Below are 19,835 nucleotides of genomic sequence, written 5' to 3'. Positions count from 1 at the left end.
AAAAAGAGTAGAAAAATTTTTGGAGGAATTGAACATGGTTATGGTCGGAAATATCTACAAAAAGAACTTCAATGAAAATAAAATAGCTTTAAATTATAAAGGCAGCAGCGTGAGCTATGGCGAACTCGATCGGAAGGTTCTTGCTTACGCAGCATATCTGAAGAGCGTGGGTTTAAAAGCTGGAGATAAGGTTGTGATGAGCTGCCTCAATTCGCCCGAATTCATTTATTCTTATTTTGGTACGGTAAGAAACGGTGCGGTCATCGTTCCCATCAATCTTATGCTGACTATGGAGGAAATCGTCTATATTGTTAAGGATTCGGAAGCGAAATTTATGATCATTCATCCGGTGATCCTGCAGAAGGCAAAGCTTAATCCCGAGGTTCTGGAAAAGGCCCTTTGCGTGACGGTTCTTGTACTCGGGGACGAGCTCAATCTCGCACTGGAAACGGTTTCGACAGATGGACTTTCTGAGCTTTCTGATGAAAGTGCGATTTCAACCTTCCTCTATACGTCCGGCACCACAGGAAAGCAGAAGGCCGCAATGCTGACGCACAAGAACCTGGTTTTCAATTCAGACCAGTGCTATATCGGTTTGCACGCCAGACCGGACGATATTTACATGTGCGTGCTTCCCATGTTTCATGTTTTTGCCTTTACAGCCTGCGTGCTGATGCCTCTTTATTCCGGTGCTACCGTTACGATTTTGGAATCCTTCCAACCGAAGGAAGTCATCGATGTTTTGCTGAACGGAGACATTACCATATTTATGGGCGTCCCTGCAATGTATGTTGTACTGCTGGAAGCGGGGAAAAAGAACATTACCTTCCCCAAGCTCCGTATGGCTGTTTCCGGAGGCGCAGCGCTTCCCGTGGAAATTTACAGACAGGCAAGGGATATTATGAAGCTACCGATTATTGAAGGGTATGGATTGACGGAAGCGTCACCGGCGGTATCCTTTAATCCTCCCGACGGAATCCAGAAGGAAGGCTCCATCGGTCTGCCGCTTCCTTATCAGGAATGCAAAATTGTAGATGAGAAGGATGAGGAGCTTCCAGCAGGCGAGGTAGGCGAACTGGCGGTTCGAGGCGAAAACGTCATGAAGGGATATTATAATCAGCCTGAGGCTTCGGAAGCAGCCCTGCTGGGCGGATGGCTTCACACAGGTGATCTTGCCAAGAAGGATGAGGACGGATATCTTTATATTGTAGACAGAAAGAAGGACATGATTATCGTAGCGGGCCTTAATGTCTATCCGAGGGAAGTTGAGGAAGTGATCTACGAGTTTCCAAAGGTGAAGGAAGCTGCTGTCATCGGTGTGGATGATAGACTCAGAGGAGAATTTGTCAAAGCCTTCGTCGTTTTGAAGGAGGGCGAAGAGTGCCATTCCAAGGAACTTTTCCGGTTTATGAGAGAGAAACTGGCGGCATATAAGCTGCCCCGTCATATTGAATTTGTAGAAAGCCTTCCGAAGAATGCATCCGGAAAGATTTTGAAACGATTGCTGAAGGAGCAGACGGAAAAGAGTGAATCGTAAGCCATAGGAAAGCAATCGTAAACCACAGGAGCGAAGCGGTAAAGCCCGGAGATTCGAAAGAACTCCGGGCTCTTTTGGACTCTTTTGCTGTGTTCTCCTCCTTTGACCATGCTCCGTTTTGACAGACTCCCTTCTAGCGGCTATAATAATTTTTGAAAAGGCAGTCTAAAATAGAATCATAAGAAAAAAGAAGCACACGGAGGAGATAAGATGGAAAGAACTTATGTCATGCTGAAGCCAGATGCTGTTGAGAGAAAACTGGCAGGCCTTATTATTCAGAGGATAGAGGCCAAAGGGTACCGGATTGCGGAAATAAAGATCATGACACTGACGAAAGAGGTTTTAAGAGAGCATTACGCCCATGTGGCCGATAAGCCGTTCTATCCTGAAATGGAGTCCTATATGATGTCGGGGCCGGTGTGGGCAATGATCGTAGAAGGAGAGAATGCGGTGAAAGGGATGAGAACCCTCATCGGTGCTACAAAATTTGAGGATGCGCTTTCCGGCACCATCCGGGGAGACTTTGCTGGATCTACTACGCGGAATGTGATCCACGGAGCAGACTCTCCCGAGAATGCAGAAATTGAGATCAAACGATTCTTTCAAGTTTGTTGAAAATGAGCTTTTGACGTGTTAAAATTGGTTCTACGGGCGGTATTCCCATGAAACTGCACCACAAGGAGGAAAAATGAAAATTGTAAAAACTATTCAAGAGGTTCGTGAGCAAGTAAGAACCTGGAGGACAGAAGGCCTGACGGTCGGATTTGTACCAACAATGGGCTACTTGCATGAAGGACATCAAAGCCTGATTCTTCGGGCAGACGGTGAAAATGACCGCGTTGTTGTCAGCATCTTTATCAATCCTTTACAATTCGGAGAAAAAGAAGATATAGAAAGCTATCCTGTGGATCTGGAAAGAGATAGGGAAATCTGCGCCTCTGCTGGTGCAGATTTGATTTTTCATCCTGACAGCCAGGAGATGTACGGAAGAGATTTTTGTTCCTTTGTAGATATGGATGGGCTGACTGAAACCCTCTGTGGGAAAAGCCGGCCCGGGCACTTCCGGGGAGTATGCACTGTAGTAATGAAGCTGTTTAATATTGTGAAACCGGACAGGGCCTACTTTGGACAAAAGGACGCCCAGCAAATTGCAGTAATCCAAAGAATGGTCCGGGATCTGAATCTTGACCTTCAGATTGTTCCCTGCGAAACGGTAAGGGAAGCCGATGGTTTGGCGAAAAGCTCGCGGAATGTCCGCTTAAATCCCGAGGAAAGAAAAGCATCGAACATACTGCATGAGGCATTGCTGCTGGCGGAAAAAAGTCTGGACGCTGGGGTACGGGCCTCGGATGAAATAGAACGAGCCATACGAGATACGATTCAAGGGGAGAAACTTGCTCGGCTGGATTACGCAGAAATTGTAGATCTTCAAACCTTGAAGCCTGTGGAGGTGATCCGGGCACCTGCGCTGGTGGCAGCAGCGGTTTACATCGGAAACACCAGACTCATCGACAATTTCATCTACAGAAATTAAGTTTGCCGAAAGCAGCTAAGCAATCCCAGTGGCTCCTTCCTACTTAAAATATGAAGTAACAGACAATGCAAAGCCGTTCGGAGTTTATCTTCGGGTGGCTTTTCTGCGTATGTTGGGGTCTTGCGGGGAGTTGTTTTTTTTGACTGGTGTTGAGATTTTTCTTGCAGGTAGTTTTTGGCCCTTTCTATGCTATAATATAATGAGAAAGGGGATCGGAAAATAGCATGGGATATGGGATTAGAATCAGGAGAAATCGCAGAAGAAGATTTCGAATTAATAAAAGAAGAGCAGTAATGTTCCTCGTAGCTGTCATAGGAATTATCATTGGGGTGGCGGCCGCAATCGGAGGAACGGTCTACTACATAGAGAATAAGCCTACCAAGCTGCGGGCTGAGGTGAATGCCATTGCAGACATTCCGGTGATCACGGACTTCGTTCCGGAGAAAACCATGGAGCGGCCCGGCGAGCAGAGAAAGATCAAATATATTGTGATCCATGAGACGGGAAATGCGGGGCGAAATGCTGATGCAGCTTCCCACAACAACTATCTTCATACGAAGGCCGGCAGCCAGAAAAAGTCCTGGCATTATACAGTGGATGATCGAGAGATTTACTATCATATTCCCGACAACGAGATTGCCTTTCATGCGGGGGACGGATTGGCACAGGACGGTGGAAACCAAAATGGGATCGGAATTGAAATGTGTATCAATCCCGAAAGTGATTATGAACAAACCTTGAGAAACACAGCAAAGCTCGCGGCAATGCTGCTAAAAGCGTATGATCTTCCCCTTGAAAGTTTAAAAAAGCATGAAGATTTCTCGGGAAAGCACTGTCCTGACATTCTTCTCAGCGAAGGCAGGTGGGATGATTTTGTCGCTATGGTGGAGGCAGAGCTGAGGGCAGAATAAGGCCCCCTTGGCTTAATACGAGCGTGGGAATATAAGAATGCTGGTAGAATCCAAGGAAAAAATATAGATTTCATAATCTAAAAAATATCGGGGAAAATTACTCCTGTAAGCAAAGAAAACGGGAAAGGCTTCTTGATACTCACAGGCGATGTGGTGTTTCACGCGGCTTTTCACCAATGTATTGGAGATGATGAATTGTTCCCTGAAAGAGTTTATTATGAACCTGCTGCGCTGGATTATGATCTGGGCAGATATTTGAAGAGCAAATATCAGGATGCATCCTGGATCGAGATAGAAAATCACAATAATATTGAAGAGCTTCGGTCCAATTCCAATAAGGAATTCAACCGAATGAAGGGTTATCTGATCATCGGGATCAGAAAGACTCATAAATACGTTCCCAATCACAAGGTGTCAGATTTTTTGGTGCCCTATACTTCCTCTGGATGCAGCGCAAAATGCCTGTATTGTTATCTGGTGTGCAATTACAATAAGTGCTCCTATATGAGACTTTTTGTGAATAGGGAACAGATGATGAAGAAGCTGCTGAAAACAGCCGCAGCTGCGCAGGAGGATCTGACCTTTGAGATCGGAAGCAACAGCGACCTTGTTCTGGAAAACACCATGACCGAAAATTTGGAATGGACCATTACGGAATTTGCAAGAAGCAGAAAAGGCTATTTGACCCTGCCCACTAAATTTGATATGGTAGAGCCGCTGCTTTCTCTTGAGCATAAAGGGCGGACCTTGATCCGCATGAGCGTCAACCCTCAGAGCATCATCCAGAAGATCGAGTTTGGTACGTCTCCGCTGGAGAATCGGATCAAAGCCCTAAATGAACTTTGCCATGCGGGATATCGAACGGGCCTTCTCATTGCACCGGTAATCCTTGTGGATGACTGGATGGATCAATATAAAATTCTGATCGAACAGCTGGCAGAGCTGCTTAGTGAAAAAGCAAAAAAAGAGATTTTTATAGAAATTATTTTTATGACCTATAGTTTTGTTCACCGTGCCATCAACAATGAGGCGTTTCCCAATGCAGTGGAACTTTATGACAAAGAGCTCATGACCGGACGGGGAAGAGGGCGGTATTGCTATCGTAACCCGTTACGGGAGCAGGGCGAAGCATTTTTAAGAGAGCAAATTGAAGCAAAGCTTGGAAATGTTCCCATCCTTTATGTAGTGTGATATTTTTTGATTTTTTTAATACAATTGAAAAATAAGCCTAGTATAGCCAGCACGAAATACCCAAACATTAAGGTATTTGGTACGGGATATATTAGTGTTACGGAACGTAACAGCTGTGTTACATTTGGTTTCTTGTTTTCCCATCATATAAAGGTTAAGATACAATAAAAATATATTTAGGACAAGGAGGCAGTTGTTTTGACGTTTGGAGAAAACTTGAAGATGATGCGAAAAAAATCAAATCTATCACAGGAGCAGTTTGCTGAAAAAATAAATGTATCTCGCTCAGCCGTTGCAAAATGGGAGTCCGATATAGGGATGCCTGACATCAACAATCTGAAAATAATAGCACGTGTGTTGGATATAAGCATTGATAATTTATTAAGTGATGATAAGCTACCGTGTCTCAATGGAACAGAAGATTTTCATGAAAAAACGGTCCAGATGGAGTCTTTTGGAAGAAATACTACATCGCAGGCTCAGCGTGATTACATGGGGGAAACAATAACTGATTTAATTGGAAGGAAATGCGATATTGACCTTTCTGGTTGGAACGATGGCGTATATGATGCATATATTATCGGTCAGGATTCAAATTTTGTTTTTTACTTAATTGAAAATAAAAACATGCAAAAAGTAGGGGCCCTTGGGAAAAATCATATTACGAATATTGAAGAGCTAAAGGATAAAAAGCATCAGCAGCTGGATCATGCTTTCCTGCAGACAAATAGAACCTATTTGCTTGATAAGCATGTAATGATTGAGCAAGTCTGCAAAGATGGAATTGTAAAAGGTTTTTTCGATTTTACAAACGATAATTATCTGGACGTTACAATAAGAGCATTTGAAGATAATCTTTTGGTCTTAGGTTTGGGAAATACTGTTGAGATAAGTAAGGTCGCTAAGATTCAAGAACTCTAGTATGGCAAGTAAAAAGGGGCTGCGGCACTAAATTTTCGTTTTAGTGCCGCAGCCCAGCGTTTATCCAGTACATGAAACCCTTAAAAATCTGAGTCCAGAAGGGATCTCAGGCCGATAAGGGAATATAGTTTTTTAAACATATGGAGGGATATCATAAAAAGTGATCCCTGAATGCTTTTCCCGTATTCTATTCAGTGCCCATTGGTTGTGGAACAGGATTACCGGTCTGTCGTATCGGTCTTCCACAATCTCTGCTTGATCGGTATATCCAAGCATCTCTCGTGTAAACTTCTCCACAGACACCCATCTTGCAAGCTGGTAAGGAAGCGTTTGGATGGTGACGTCCACACCGTATTCGTGCTTCAGCCGATATTCCAGTACTTCGAACTGCATGATGCCTACAACGCCGATTGTCAATGCTTCAACGCCTATATTCGGCTGCTTGAAAACCTGGATTGCCCCTTCCTCAGAGATTTGATTGATCCCTTTGAGAAACTGTTTTCGCTTCAGCGCATTTTTGGTAGAGACTGTTGCGAAATGCTCTGCCGGAAAAATCGGAATGCCTTCAAAGCGAAAACTCTTTTTCCCTTCGCACAAGGTATCGCCAATATTGAAGATTCCCGGATCAAAGACACCGATGATATCCCCGGGGTATGCTTCCTCTACCATGGAGCGCTCCTGGGCAAAAAATTGCTGAGGCTGCGACAAACTGATCTTTTTTCCGGTTCTTACATGATTTACTGTAAGTCCTTTTTCAAATTTTCCCGAACAGATCTTAATAAATGCGATTCTGTCTCTGTGGGCCATATTCATATTGGCTTGAATTTTGAAAACAAAGCCGGAGAATTCTTCGGCATCGGGCTTGATCATGCCTTGATCCGTGGATTTTTCTCCGGGATGAGGTGCCAGACGAATAAACTCATCCAAAAACGGCTGTACCCCGAAATTGCTCATGGCGCTGCCCAGAAACATCGGCGTAAGTTCTCCTGAGATTACCTTTTCCATATCAAATTCATCTCCGGCAATGTCCAGCAGCTCAATTTCTTCGTTCAGCTTGAGATACAGGTCCTCACCGATAATTTCTTTAAAACGTTCGTCTGATGCTGTTCCGTTTTCCGAAGGAAAGATTCTCTGGCCGTCTTCGCCCGCATGGAAAAGTTCTATTTGAGCCAGCTTGCGGTTATAAACTCCCTTATAATTGCCGTCGGAACCGATGGGCCAGTTAATGGGGCAGGAACGGATGCCGAGGGCTTCTTCTATTTCTTCCATCAGCTCAAAGGGACTTTTGCAGTGACGATCCAGTTTATTGATAAACGTGAAGATCGGAATGCCGCGCATTCTGCAAACCTGGAAAAGCTTCTTGGTTTGTTCCTCCACACCCTTTGCACCGTCGATCAGCATGACTGCGCTGTCGGCAGCGGTTAACGTTCGATAGGTGTCTTCACTGAAATCCTGATGACCCGGGGTGTCCAGGATATTAATACGATAACCGTTATAATCAAAATTCATAACACTGGAAGTAACGGATATTCCTCTTTGCTTTTCTATTTCCATCCAGTCCGAAACGGCATAAGCTTTGGATTTTCTTCCCTTAACGGTTCCTGCGAGCCGGATTGCGCCTCCGTAAAGCAGCAGCTTTTCCGTTAGTGTGGTTTTGCCGGCATCGGGGTGGGATATGATTGCAAAGGTTCTTCTTCGATTGATCTCTTGTAAATGTGTTATAATAGTACGCTCCTTCCTAATTGGTCGATCACAGATGTCAAATCACTCGTTCTCGATCTCCTGTATATTTTTATCAAATAATTTGATTTGATGAAATATTATCTTTAACTATGGAATTATATCTGTATTAGCTGTAAAAGTCAAATTAATGAGCCGCTCCAATAATAATTGAAATGCAATCTATCAGTAAATCTTAAACAATTAACTGCAATTTGTGAGTAAATTTAAACAATTTTATTTTGCAGGAAGACTTGACATATATGCTTAAAGAGGAATAAACTTTAGAATAGGACTGAAAAAGAGTCGCATCTCTTTTTTTATCTCAAAAAGAAACTAGTACCATAACTGAATACATAAAGGAGCAAACGGCCATATATAAGATGTTGATTTATTAAATTTATCATATAGCTATAAATCAAAATTATAATTAAGGAGTGAGAGAATTATGTTTACCTGTGACAAAGACAGAATGAATGACAAGATCACTACGTTCAGCAAATTTGGTGATGCTGGTCATGGTGGAATCACCAGATACTCCCTATCCCCTGAAGCCCACATGGCAAGAGACTATTTCGTAAAGAGAATGGAAGCCATCGGGGCAACCATAGAAACCGACGATATGGCCAATATGTATGCAACTCTTCCTGGTTCTGAACCGGGGCTGAAGAGAATCGTAATGGGTTCCCATGCTGACTCTGTAAGAAACGGCGGAAATTATGACGGTATTCTCGGCGTTATCGGTGCAATGGAGGTTCTGGAAGCCATCGCTGCAGAAAAGATCCCTCACAGACATCCCGTCACAGCCATGATTTGGACAAACGAGGAAGGCTCCCTTTATCCTCCGGCAATGATGTCCTCCGGCGTAATCTGTAATGAATATCTTCCGCCGGAAATCGGAAAGAAATTTAAAAAAGCCGATATGCTGGCTTCCAAAAGCGTTTTAGATAAAACAACAACCTTTGGCGATGCGCTGAGTGCAAGTCCTTACAAAGGAGAAGAAAAGAATAGACTGAACCCCAATGACTATGAGGCGATGTTTGAACTTCACATCGAGCAGGGACCGATTCTGGAAGATGCGGGCAAGGATGTAGGTGTTGTAACCTGCGTACTGGGAATGTTCAACTACAGGATCAGATTCTTCGGACAGTCAGACCATGCGGGAACTACTCCAATGCACAAGAGACAGGATGCTCTGTTTGCAGCAGCTCAGGCCCTTTGCTATCTGCATGAAGAGATCGACAAGCTGGAACGACCGGAACTGGTTTACACCACAGGCGAGATCCTATGTCATCCAAACGTGCACACTGTCATTCCGGATATGGTTGACTTCTCCATCGACGTAAGACACGAAGATCCAGAATTAAGAGCAAAGGTTCTGGAAATCGTAAAGAGCCTGGAAACAAAAGAATGGGCAAGATGCCGCTGCGAAGTGGAAATGGCATGGCAGCGTGACACCGTTTACTTTGACAAAGAGCTGGTAGGCTTTGTAAAGGAAAGTGCAGACGAACTGGGCGCTTCCAATCAGTTCATCAACAGCGGAGCAGGTCATGATGCGCAGTTTGCTTCTTACATGATTCCTACAACCATGATCTTCGTTCCTTCCAAGGATGGCCACAGCCACTGCGAACCAGAATTCACTTCTGTGGAATCCTGTACAGAGGGCGCAAGCGTAATGCTGAACGCACTTCTGAAGGCAGATCAGAAATAAAAGAAACTCTGTCAAGTGTTGTTGCAGAGCTCAAGTTGAATAAAGAGTAAGTGTTCGATGGGTAGAAATATTCTACCCATCGTTTTTGCATTTGAAAACCTGTCACTTTTTAAACATTTTTTATGCAGAAAACATTAGGAGACAGAGGAATGGCAGATTCGGACTGTCGGCCGAGTCTACCGCTGTCAGACGAAGGGGTTTTCGGATTTATACGGCATTCCTTTTGGCTGATTAAATGCGATATCCTCGATTCCGAGATAGTCGAAAACAGTATACAGCGTTTTCCCGATGTGCGAGAAAGCAACTGCGCCATGGTGCGGATACTTCTTCTCGATCAGCACATGGCGATAAAAACGTCCCATTTCCGGAATGGCAAAGATTCCGATGCCGCCGAAGGAGCGTGTGGCGACTGGAAGGACTTCCCCGTGTGCAATATAGGAGCGCAGTTTTCCGTCTGCCGTACCTTGTAGGCGGAAGAAGGTAATTTGCCCCGCCGTGATGTCGCCTTCCAGCGTGCCGCGGGTAAAGTCAGGCGTCCCTCCGTTTTCCAAAAGCCGGTTCTGGATGAGCTGATATTTCACGGCACCCTTCGCAAGTTTACAGATCGGCGTATTGCCACAGTGGAAGCCCATAAAAGTATCTTTCAGCGTATAGCTGTATTTGCCCTTGATTTCCTCGTTGAACAGATCCTGCGGCACGCTGTTGTTAATATCCAGTAGGGTAACGGTATCTCCGCTTGCGCAGATTCCGATGTATTCGCTCAGCGCCCCAAAAATATCGACTTCGCACGCAACCGGAATTCCCCTGGAAACCAGACGGCTGTTGACATAGCACGGTTCAAAACCAAATTCTTTCGGAAAAGCCGGCCAGCATTTATTCGCAAAGGCAACGTATTCTCTGGATCCCTTGTTCTGTTCCGCCCAATCCAGAAGGGTCAGTTCAAACTGTGCCATTCTGGGCAGCAGGTCGGGGTATTGGTTGCCCTGAACGCCAAGCTCCTGTGCCATGTCCGAAACGACGTTCGAGATACGGGGGTCGCCCACGTGGGCCCGATAGGAAACCAGCAGGTCAAGTTCCGAGTTCTCCTGCACTTCCACTCCAAGGTCATACAGCGGTTGAATCGGCGCGTTGCAGGCAAAGAAGTCCTGCGGGCGAGGACCAAACGAAATGATTTTTAGGGACTGCAGGCCGATGAGAGTACAGGCCACCGGAACAAAATCTGAAATCATCTGCGCGATGTCATCGGCCGTTCCTACCGGATAGTCCGGAATAACTGCCTTCAGCTTGCGAAGTCCCAGGTTATAGGAACAGTTCAACATACCGCAGTAAGCATCGCCTCTGCCGTTGATCAGATCATTACCGTGTTCTTCAGCCGCTGCCGCAAACATAACGGGGCCGCTGAAGTTTTTCACAATCAGAGTCTCCGATGTCTCCGGGCCGAAATTGCCGAGAAATACGACCAGGGCGTTGCAGCCCGCTGCTTTTACTTCGGCAACTGCCTTTTGCATATCGGTTTCATTTTCCACCGTGGAGGCGGCTTCATAAATGGAAATATTTTTCTTGGCACAGCTTTCTACGATCGCTTTTCTGCGCTTTTCCGAGAGTGAAATAATGAAGCAGTCACGGCTGACCGCTATAATTCCCAGCTTGACGGTAGGAATATTCTGAATCATATTACTTCCTTCCTTCCTAAATTAATAATTTGTCACTTGCTACTAGCCCGTGCAAATTATCAGGGTTGACAGGTGCTAAAACTCGTACAAATTCTTCCTGATTATGCTTTTTCAATTATTTATGTGCTCGAGCACGTTACCCATATAATATCTCACTGTTAGTGCAAAGTCAATAAAGGATTGAAACTATCAAACTGAAAATGTATGTTTGGCTGTTATACACATTATGCTGTGAATTTTTGTATAAATTCCAAATAAATTTTGCATAATATTTTTTGTTTTAGTATTAATCAGAATTAATGAGTGCTCGAGCCCTGCTTCCGCTCGCGGCTATATTGACTTTTCTACGTTTGGCTGATATGATTACAGTTATAGTTCGTACGAAGAAGTAAACTTTTTTGAACTTTTTGTCGCTACGATTTTTCCTTTCATGGATTCGCTCAATTACAGCAAATAGGGGGTGTTTATCATACCAACAATTAAGCAAATTGCCGATTTAGCCGGTGTATCCCGTGGGACCGTTGACCGTGTATTGAATAATCGTGGCTACGTCAATGCTGAAACAGCGCAAAAGGTACGGAGTATTGTCGAGGCTCTTCATTATGCACCCAACCGATACGCACAGGCACTCTCTGTCAAGAAGAATAATTTCAAAATCGGCGTGATTCTATTCAGCGGTTCAAACAAGTTCTTTGACGACGTTATCGAAGGGATCAATTCCAAAGCAAGAGACTTGCGAGACGCCGGATGCAGCGTTAGTGTCAGTTCCTGCCTGGGATCAGATGTGGAAGGCCAGCTTGAGGCAATCGACAATATGGTAGAGCAAGGAGCGCAGGGGCTGATTATCTCACCCATCAACAGTAAGGAAATTATCAATAAAATCAATTCGCTGTACGAAAACAATGTTCCGGTTATTACGACCAACAGCGATGTTATACATTCCAAAAGACTCTGCTATGTTGGCAGCAATTACTATGTCAGCGGGCAAACAGCGGGGGCATTAATGGGGATGATCACCGGCGGGGTCTCCTCTGTCGGAATCATTACCGGTTTCAATTCCATTCAGTGCCACACAGAACGAATTGCAGGATTTCAGGACCGAACAGGTAATGCTTTCCCGGATGTTCATATCGTCGATATTGTGGAAAACCATGATGACGAGTTTATAAGTTACACAGCCACTCACAATTTGCTGACAAAATATCCCACTATTACAGCGCTGTATCTGACCGCAGGCGGCGTATATGGCGCTTGCAGGGCGATTGTCGATCTGGGACTTACAGGCAAGCTGAAAGTAATTTGCCATGACGATATCCCCGATACCAAAAAGATGATTCTTGACGGTGTGGTTTCAGCGACGATCTGTCAGGATCCGAAGAAGCAGGGTGCACTTCCTGTAAAGTTGATGTTCGACTTTCTTGCGTATGGAATAAAGCCCTCCTCAGAATTGTTTTTTACTGACATTATCATTAAAGTAAAAGATAATCTGGAAAATCCAAACACTGTACAGTTGTAGAATCGGCATCTCCACGCCGCCGGTAGAATAGGGCTTTGCCTGCATCTGAAAAACCCCATAGTCAATGGGGCTGATACAATAGAGGAGAATCAACGTATATTATAAAACGCATATTACAATTGTATGGATCGAGATAAAATTCCAAACTGTTTTGGTGAGCAGAAATTATCAGCAGAGTGGAATAAAAAGAAAAGAGAGCAGGCAATGATCATCAGCGCAAGCAGAAGAACCGATATTCCATGCTGTTATTCCCAGTGGTTTGTCAATCGTCTTCGAGAAGGCTATGCCCTGATTCCAAACCCGAGGAACCCAGGACGGCTGGGCAGGGTCGCCCTGTCCCCGGAACAGGTGGACTGCATCGTCTTCTGGACGAAGAACCCCGCACCTATGCTGGAGCTGCTTCCTGGGGTAGAGAAACTGGGCTATTCCTATTACTTTCAGTTTACGATTACTGCCTATGGGAGGGATATGGAGCGGAATCTTCCTGAAAAGACCGCTGTAATCGACACCTTTAAGAGACTCAGTGACAGGATCGGGCCAAAGCGCGTTGACTGGAGGTTTGATCCGATCATTACCAACGACAGATTCTCTGCAGAATGGGTTGCAGAGCGATTCGGGTGGCTGTGCGGAGAACTTCGAGAATATACAGAGCGATGCATCATCAGTTTTGTAGACGCTTACTCTCATACGAAGAATAAAGGAGATGTTTTAAACAGGAGCGAGATGCTGGAAACGGCGGGAATGCTTTCTCATATCGCCAAAGAATTGAAACTGCCTATTTATGCCTGCTCAGAGGAAATCAACCTGAAGGCGCTGGGAGTCCAGCCCGCAAGCTGTATTGACAAGGGCAAGATTGAAGAGATCATTGGATGCCGCATCGAGGCCAAAAAGGACATCGGACAGCGCCCGGCCTGCGGCTGCATTGAAAGCGTTGATATCGGTGCCTATGATACCTGTGATAACGGCTGTCTTTATTGCTATGCAACCACAAGTGAGAAAACGGTCCACAAGAGAAGAGAAGGTCATCGATCGGAGCTTCCGCTGCTGACGGGAGCTCCAAAGGGCTCAGAAATCGTAACAGATAGAACCGGGGGCTCACTGAAAATCGGGCAAACTTCTTTTCTGGATGAATGAGGACTTTGCTGAATGGTTTTGAGGCGGAGAATCGGTCGTAGCAGTGGATATGAATAATTTCCTATTAAAATAAATTAAAAAGGGAGATGGGAACTATGATTTTTTATTTTACCGGTACGGGGAATTCCCTCTATGCGGCGAATGCTATTGCAGAGGCTCAGGGGGAGCAGCTGATATCCATCCCTGCAGAGATGGATCGAAAGCAAGAGGTCTATTCGTATGAGCAAAAGGACGGAGAACTTCTGGGTTTTGTATTTCCGGTCTACGCCTGGGGGCCTCCCGCAATAGTTCTGGACTTTGTCTCAAAACTACGAGTCACAGGAAAGCCCTATGTGTTTTCTCTCTGTACCTGCGGAGATGAAGAGGGGCAGAGCACCAGGATGCTTGCGAAGAATCTCGCGGCTTCGGGGATCGTTTTGAAGAGTTCCTTTGCACTGAGGATGCCCAACAATTATGTTGTTGGGTTCGACGTGGATTCCAAGGATCTGGAAGAAAGAAAGCTGAAAGAAGCGGAAGAAACTCTGCGGGAAATCAACGGAATCATCAGCCGGAGAGAAAGCGCTCACCGAAATATCCCCGGAAGGTTCCCTCGATTGAAAACCAGGGTGGTCAATCCTTTGTTCAATCGCTTTGCGATGGATACAAAGAAGTTTTATGCCGATGACAAATGCATCAGCTGCGGTCTGTGCGAAAAAGTATGCCCTGTTCATACCATAAAGGTTGAGACAAAACCTGTATGGGGAAAGGCATGCACCCAGTGTCTTGCCTGCATCCACCGATGTCCTGTTCGGGCCATTCAGATGGGCAAAGGGACTGAGCAGAAGGGACGATATCTGCATCCTGATCTGAAACGGCTGGAAAAGCAGCATACCCTGAAATGAAATAGATAAGAAAAATAGGAACAAAAGATAAAGTCGTAGAGCATGAAAAGGAATTGGAAGTTATTATGAATTTGTATCAAATATCGCTGCTGCTGCTGATCAGCATTTTTTATCTGACCTATATTGCAAAACAGATTCTTCTAAAAAGGCGGGGAATTGACGGCACCCGGCTGGCAAGGGGAAACAAGCCCCGTGGCACCTTTCTCATTGAGGCGCTTTTGCTGGCCGGAACCTATGGAATGGCCGCTGTTCAGTATGCCTCGATTCTGCTGGACGAAAGGCTTGGGCTTCTTTTCCCTCAGGACTGGATTCGAATTGTTGGTGCGGCGGCGGTATTCCTCGGCGTTTGCTTTTTTGTAACTGCCGTAATTATAATGAGAGACAGCTGGCGGGCAGGCGTGGAAGAAGACCAGAACACACGGATTGTTACCGCCGGTGTCTACCGCATCAGCAGAAATCCTGCTTTTGTAGGCTTTGATCTGATGTACCTGGGAACAGCTCTTGCCTTTTCTAATCTTGCAGCCATCCTTGGAGCAGCTTTCGTTATCTTACTGCTCCATCTGCAGATTCTCCAGGAGGAGAAGCTGCTGCCCGGAATTTTTGGGCAGGAGTATCTGGACTACTGCAAAAGAACCAGGCGTTATCTTTGAACTATCTTTGATCTTGGCGCTATCTTGGAACCGTCCCCGAGGGGCTCCGGACTGCCCCTGTGCGCTCTATTCCTCAGGCTATTGCGGAAGCAGCAGAGAAACAGCGCAGTAGATCAGAAGAATGACCATAACCGCATTGACCGGCTTGCTGTGCTCTTTGAATAGTTTTGAAAAGGCCGCACCGAAGAGTGCCCAGCACATCGATGCGGAAAAGCCCACTGCAGAGAGCAGTAAGACAAAGGCAAGCAGAATGATGGGAGATTGGTATACTGGCAGAATATAGGCTGACATAGCAGTGATTCCGTAAATGAAAATTTTGGGATTGATAAACTGAAGGAGACAGCCTGTCAGAAACGTACAGCCGCTTGCCGACTGGGCTTCGGTATCTGCACTGCTTTTCCAGACCTTCCAGGCAAGAAACAGCATGTAGGCCGAGCCTATCACCACCATAATGGGTTTGATTTTAGGAATCAGGGCATACAGCACTGCACTGAATACAGCGCACAGAATCATGACGCTGACAAAGCCGCAAAGAATCCCAAGATTGAAGCGGAAGCTTTTTCGAAAGCCCAGCCTTCCTGCATGGCTCATGGATAAAAGATTGTTTGGCCCCGGTGTATAGGCTGTGACAAAGATAAATGACAAAAATGGATAAAGATGAAACATTATGTATTCCTCCCTGGTAAAACGATGATATAATATAACGGACAATTCGTGCAGTATGTGGTATGTACGATTGTGCTTTATATTATATGATTTGTGCGGTATAATGTCAATGCGTAAAATAATAAGGTATAATATACTCTGTAACCAGGGCTGTAGAGACCTAGGGATGTGAGGAGGAAAATGGACGTAAATTTAATTGTGGCGGAAAATTTCAAAGCCATTCGGGAAAATAAAAAGCTTAGCTTGGATCAGGTGGCAAAGCTCACAGGCGTCAGCAAAAGCATGCTGGGGCAGATCGAGCGGGGTGAGGTCAACCCCACCATTGCAGTCGTTTGGAAGATTGCAAACGGACTAAAAATTTCTTTTACCTCTCTGCTGGATCATGTGAAAAATGATGTTGAACTGGTAAAAAAAGAAGAGATATCTCCCTTGGTTGAGGATGAGGGGAAATTCATCAACTACCCGGTGTTTCACTTTGATGAGTCAAGAAAGTTTGAACAATACATTATTGAAATAAAGCCGGGTGGTTCTATCAAATCCGAGCCGCATCTTATGGGGACAGAGGAGTTTGTTACCGCCTTTGATGGGGAGGTTGTCATAAACGTAGCCGGGCGTGATTTCAAACTGAGCGATAAAGATTCTATTCATTTCCGGTCCGATACGACCCACAGCTACCGAAATGACGGTGACCAACCTGTGACGCTGCATATGACGATCTATTATAATTGATGGAAGTGGAGTTGGCTTAATCGATTCTTTAAGTGTTGGACGAGAGGATACGTTATGAATTTAATAGAATATGGAACGTACGACGATATAGACGCAATAGAGCAACTCTATAATGATTTAAATGATGCACTATCAACAGGTATTAATTATCCGGGATGGATAAAAGGAGTCTATCCTACCAGAGAAGATGCAAAGAACGGAATTGAACTTAATAATTTATTTGTATTAAGATACAACAATCGAATTGCAGGTTCAATCATATTAAATCACAAACCTGAAACCGGCTATGACAGAGTCGAGTGGCAATTCGATGGGGGATATGACGATATCTATGTCGTACACACTTTGGTGGTACATCCAGCTTTTTTTAAGATGGGAATTGGTAGGAAGTTGATGAATTTTACTGAGAGCTTTGGAGTGCAAAATAACATGAAATCGATTCGATTAGACGTTTATGAAAAAAATACACCTGCAATTAGGTTATATGAGAGCTGTGGGTATCATTATATTGCGACTGTTGATCTAGGACTCGGAAACTACGGGCTAGATTCGTTCAGACTGTACGAAAAGCTACTGTAGGAGTATGACCCATTCACCGGAAGATACTGAAATAAGGTAGTTATGGCCTCATCTTCTTCCAGTTGACCTTTAGACTGTTGTATGTCTTCAGCGATATACCCTTTATTTTGAACTTCTATAATATTTGTTAGAATGGCGGCGGCAGTTAAACAATAGACATACCGAAAAAAGCTGCAAAAGAAGTAAATGCAGGCTTTCCGGTCGGCTTCATGCCCTCCAATTGACCCCACCTTTGGTGGATGAACCTCTTCTTGGGATTATCGTATAACGATAAATATTTATTGACAAACGATAAATTGCGGAATATAATTGAAAAAAATAACACAATTGAGGGGGATTGCCAAAGTGAATAAAAGGATGAATTTGTTGGGGATTTTTGATTTGATTTTAGCACTAGGTGCTATTTGTGCAGGGATAATGATGGTGAGTTCCAAAATGGTGTTTTCTGTATTTCCGCGGGAGTGGATACTAAAAGTTCCTTTTGAAAGTTGGTTTGTTCCTGGTATCATCGCAATCGTTGTATTTGGCGTGGGTAATCTTATGGCGGCATTTTTCAGTTTTAAGAAAAATAGCAATCGCCCATGGCTTTTCTCTGCTTTCATGGGAGGTATATTCTTTATTAGCATATTATTTCAAGTAATCATTTTAGGAGAATGGTACCTAGCAACTTTGGAATTTCTAATTTTTAGTATCCTTCAGATTTCTCTAAGTATATATTGTGTTGGAGGCGATAGGAAACAGGATATTGCCTGAAGCACATACAAAAAAAGAATGCGATCAGCAAACGCGACTGCCGAATGTGAAGTGTTACATTTCAATTGACACTTCTATTTTTTATTTTATTTTTGGAACATTTTTTCAGTTGAAAAAGAACATACGTTCTGGTAATATGATCTTACGAAAAAGAAGGTGGTTAATAGTGAGAGTCATATTTCATATCGATGCCAACAGCGCTTACCTGAGCTGGACTGCGGCAGCAATGCTGGAAAAAGGTTATCCAATTGACATCAGAGAAATTCCGTCGGTGATTTCCGGCGATCCGCTGAATCGGCATGGAATCATCCTTGCGAAATCCATCCCTGCAAAAAAATATGGAATTGCCACAGGGCAAAGTCTTTTTGAAGCAAAGCAGAAATATCCAGACCTTGCAGTTTTTCCGCCCAACTATGATCTTTATATGCTGTGCAGCAACGAGATGTATCGGATTTTGCTGGAATATTCGCCTGTAGTGGAACGGTACAGCATTGATGAATGTTTTCTGGACTATACGGCTTCCCAAAACCGGTTCGGCGATCCGCTGAAAGCAGCCCATGCGATCCGAGAAAGAATGAAACAGGAACTAGGATTTTCGGTCAATATCGGCGTTTCTATCAATAAAATTCTTGCAAAGATGGGATCGGAGCTTCAAAAGCCGGATCAGGTGCATACCCTCTGGCCGCAGGAGATGGGGCAGAAACTGTGGCCGCTGCCCGTGGGAAAGCTTTTTATGGTGGGCAGGGCTACCGCTCAGAAATTACAGAAGATTAATTTGAATACAATCGGAGATTTGGCGAAGGCTGATCCCAACCACATGAAGGCACTGCTGAAATCCCACGGCCTCCTGGTCTGGTCTCTTGCCAACGGTATTGATGATACGGAAGTAACACTTAATAGTGAGATCATTCAAAAGGGGGTAGGAAACAGCACCACTATCAGTTATGATGTGACAGACCGCAATGAGGCACATATGATTCTGCTGGCCTTGACGGAGCGGGTTGCTATGCGCCTTCGCAGGCTTGGATATCTTGTGTCTCTGGTGTCTGTCTCCGTAAAAACCGACGGCTTTGTGGGGTACAGCCATCAGCTCAAAATCCCAAACTGTATCAATACGACAACAGAAATCTTTGAGTATGCCCGCATGCTTTTCGATGAAAGCTGGAAGGGAGAAGCAATCCGAAAGCTGGGTGTTCACGTTTCGGATTTTTATTCCGATGATGCCCGTCAGTTTTCACTGTTCGACAAGGGCGATACGGAGAAGCTGCAGGCACTGGACCGGGCGGTGGATCAAATTCGGCAAAAGTATGGGACTCGTTCGATTATAAGGGGAAGCTTTGCAAACGGAAATATCAACGCAGTGCAGGGCGGAACCAATGACAGCGATTTTATTATGATGGGAGGTTACAGGCAATGAAAATTTTAGCGGAACCCATTGAAGCTGCGGTGTGGTTTAAGGCAAAGGAAAAGCCCTGGCCTGTAAAATTTCGTTACAGTGACAGGGAAGGAATGCTTCGCAGGGTAAATGTAGATAAAGTGATCAGTGTAGATGAAATCAAAACAGCCGGAATCCGTGCCTTTGTTTACCGTTGCCAGAGTGAGATTGACGGCGTGATGAAGGCCTATGAGCTGAAATATCTGGTCAGCGATTGCAGATGGGAGCTGTATAAGATGTGAGGAGGGAAGCGGATTCCGGGACAAAGTGGCGCTTACTGAAAACCATGCGACAG

At 44.7% G+C, this 19,835-nt stretch carries 19 protein-coding genes; 16 read left to right on the top strand and 3 right to left on the bottom strand.

Features of this window, described 5'->3' with window-relative positions; genetic code table 11:
* Positions 1-40 precede the first annotated feature (40 nt).
* The 6 genes from FRZ06_10385 to FRZ06_10360 all read left to right on the top strand — a co-directional run bounded on the left by FRZ06_10385 (position 41) and on the right by FRZ06_10360 (position 6,094).
* Complete coding sequence (locus tag FRZ06_10385) at positions 41-1,537, top strand: long-chain fatty acid--CoA ligase (protein QOX65904.1); 1,497 nt, start codon at positions 41-43, stop codon at positions 1,535-1,537.
* A gap of 210 nt (positions 1,538-1,747) precedes the next feature.
* The gene (locus FRZ06_10380) at positions 1,748-2,152 is read left to right on the top strand and encodes a nucleoside-diphosphate kinase (GenBank protein ID QOX63723.1); all 405 of its coding nucleotides are present in this window, start codon (positions 1,748-1,750) and stop codon (positions 2,150-2,152) included.
* 73 nt (positions 2,153-2,225) lie between these two features.
* Positions 2,226-3,071, top strand: coding sequence for a pantoate--beta-alanine ligase (locus FRZ06_10375; GenBank protein ID QOX63722.1), 846 nt, complete (start codon positions 2,226-2,228; stop codon positions 3,069-3,071).
* A 224-nt stretch (positions 3,072-3,295) separates the two neighbouring features.
* A complete protein-coding gene (locus FRZ06_10370) occupies positions 3,296-3,982 on the top strand; it encodes a hypothetical protein (GenBank protein QOX63721.1) in 687 nt (228 codons plus the stop codon).
* 180 nt (positions 3,983-4,162) lie between these two features.
* Positions 4,163-5,173, top strand: coding sequence for a spore photoproduct lyase (locus FRZ06_10365; GenBank protein ID QOX65903.1), 1,011 nt, complete (start codon positions 4,163-4,165; stop codon positions 5,171-5,173).
* Positions 5,174-5,371: 198 nt separating this feature from the next.
* Positions 5,372-6,094 (top strand): helix-turn-helix transcriptional regulator, encoded by a 723-nt coding sequence (locus FRZ06_10360; GenBank protein QOX63720.1) that lies wholly within the window; start codon positions 5,372-5,374, stop codon positions 6,092-6,094.
* Between the two features lie 132 nt (positions 6,095-6,226).
* Here FRZ06_10360 and FRZ06_10355 read toward each other — a convergent pair whose 3' ends face one another.
* Positions 6,227-7,819 carry a peptide chain release factor 3 gene (locus FRZ06_10355; protein ID QOX63719.1) on the bottom strand — a complete coding sequence of 531 codons (1,593 nt, stop codon included), beginning with the start codon at positions 7,817-7,819 and terminating at the stop codon, positions 6,227-6,229.
* A gap of 442 nt (positions 7,820-8,261) precedes the next feature.
* Between FRZ06_10355 and FRZ06_10350 the strand changes: the two genes are divergently transcribed.
* Positions 8,262-9,524: a Zn-dependent hydrolase gene (locus tag FRZ06_10350; GenBank protein ID QOX63718.1), complete on the top strand. Its 1,263-nt coding sequence runs from the start codon at positions 8,262-8,264 to the stop codon at positions 9,522-9,524.
* Positions 9,525-9,709: 185 nt separating this feature from the next.
* Here the strand turns inward: FRZ06_10350 and FRZ06_10345 are convergent, their stop codons facing one another.
* Positions 9,710-11,197: a fucose isomerase gene (locus FRZ06_10345; protein QOX63717.1), complete on the bottom strand. Its 1,488-nt coding sequence runs from the start codon at positions 11,195-11,197 to the stop codon at positions 9,710-9,712.
* Positions 11,198-11,666: 469 nt separating this feature from the next.
* Here FRZ06_10345 and FRZ06_10340 point away from each other — a divergent pair, with 469 nt between their 5' ends.
* From FRZ06_10340 to FRZ06_10325, 4 genes are all read left to right on the top strand, one after another.
* Positions 11,667-12,713 (top strand): substrate-binding domain-containing protein, encoded by a 1,047-nt coding sequence (locus FRZ06_10340; GenBank protein QOX65902.1) that lies wholly within the window; start codon positions 11,667-11,669, stop codon positions 12,711-12,713.
* Positions 12,714-12,917: 204 nt separating this feature from the next.
* Entirely contained in the window at positions 12,918-13,847 is a 930-nt protein-coding gene (locus tag FRZ06_10335) for a DUF1848 domain-containing protein (protein QOX63716.1), read from the top strand.
* Between the two features lie 95 nt (positions 13,848-13,942).
* Complete coding sequence (locus FRZ06_10330) at positions 13,943-14,728, top strand: 4Fe-4S ferredoxin (GenBank protein ID QOX63715.1); 786 nt, start codon at positions 13,943-13,945, stop codon at positions 14,726-14,728.
* A gap of 65 nt (positions 14,729-14,793) precedes the next feature.
* Positions 14,794-15,378 carry an isoprenylcysteine carboxylmethyltransferase family protein gene (locus FRZ06_10325; GenBank protein QOX63714.1) on the top strand — a complete coding sequence of 195 codons (585 nt, stop codon included), beginning with the start codon at positions 14,794-14,796 and terminating at the stop codon, positions 15,376-15,378.
* Positions 15,379-15,456: 78 nt separating this feature from the next.
* Here the strand turns inward: FRZ06_10325 and FRZ06_10320 are convergent, their stop codons facing one another.
* Positions 15,457-16,044, bottom strand: coding sequence for a lysine transporter LysE (locus FRZ06_10320; protein ID QOX63713.1), 588 nt, complete (start codon positions 16,042-16,044; stop codon positions 15,457-15,459).
* A gap of 180 nt (positions 16,045-16,224) precedes the next feature.
* Here FRZ06_10320 and FRZ06_10315 point away from each other — a divergent pair, with 180 nt between their 5' ends.
* From FRZ06_10315 to FRZ06_10295, 5 genes are all read left to right on the top strand, one after another.
* Positions 16,225-16,773, top strand: a complete 549-nt coding sequence (locus FRZ06_10315) for a helix-turn-helix domain-containing protein (GenBank protein ID QOX63712.1) — start codon at positions 16,225-16,227, stop codon at positions 16,771-16,773.
* Between the two features lie 54 nt (positions 16,774-16,827).
* Positions 16,828-17,352: a GNAT family N-acetyltransferase gene (locus tag FRZ06_10310; protein ID QOX63711.1), complete on the top strand. Its 525-nt coding sequence runs from the start codon at positions 16,828-16,830 to the stop codon at positions 17,350-17,352.
* Between the two features lie 357 nt (positions 17,353-17,709).
* The gene (locus FRZ06_10305; GenBank protein ID QOX65901.1) at positions 17,710-18,105 is read left to right on the top strand and encodes a hypothetical protein; all 396 of its coding nucleotides are present in this window, start codon (positions 17,710-17,712) and stop codon (positions 18,103-18,105) included.
* Between the two features lie 136 nt (positions 18,106-18,241).
* Entirely contained in the window at positions 18,242-19,522 is a 1,281-nt protein-coding gene (locus FRZ06_10300) for a DNA polymerase IV (protein QOX65900.1), read from the top strand.
* On the top strand, positions 19,519-19,782 hold the full coding sequence (locus tag FRZ06_10295; protein QOX63710.1) for a hypothetical protein: 264 nt from the start codon (positions 19,519-19,521) through the stop codon (positions 19,780-19,782). Before FRZ06_10300 ends, FRZ06_10295 begins: the two co-directional genes overlap by 4 nt.
* The last annotated feature ends 53 nt before the right edge of the window (positions 19,783-19,835 follow it).

It is taken from the genome of Clostridiales bacterium (assembly GCA_015243575.1).
Classification (GTDB): domain Bacteria; phylum Bacillota; class Clostridia; order Peptostreptococcales; family Anaerovoracaceae; genus Anoxybacterium; species Anoxybacterium hadale.
This window is presented reverse-complemented; position numbering and strand designations above follow the sequence as displayed.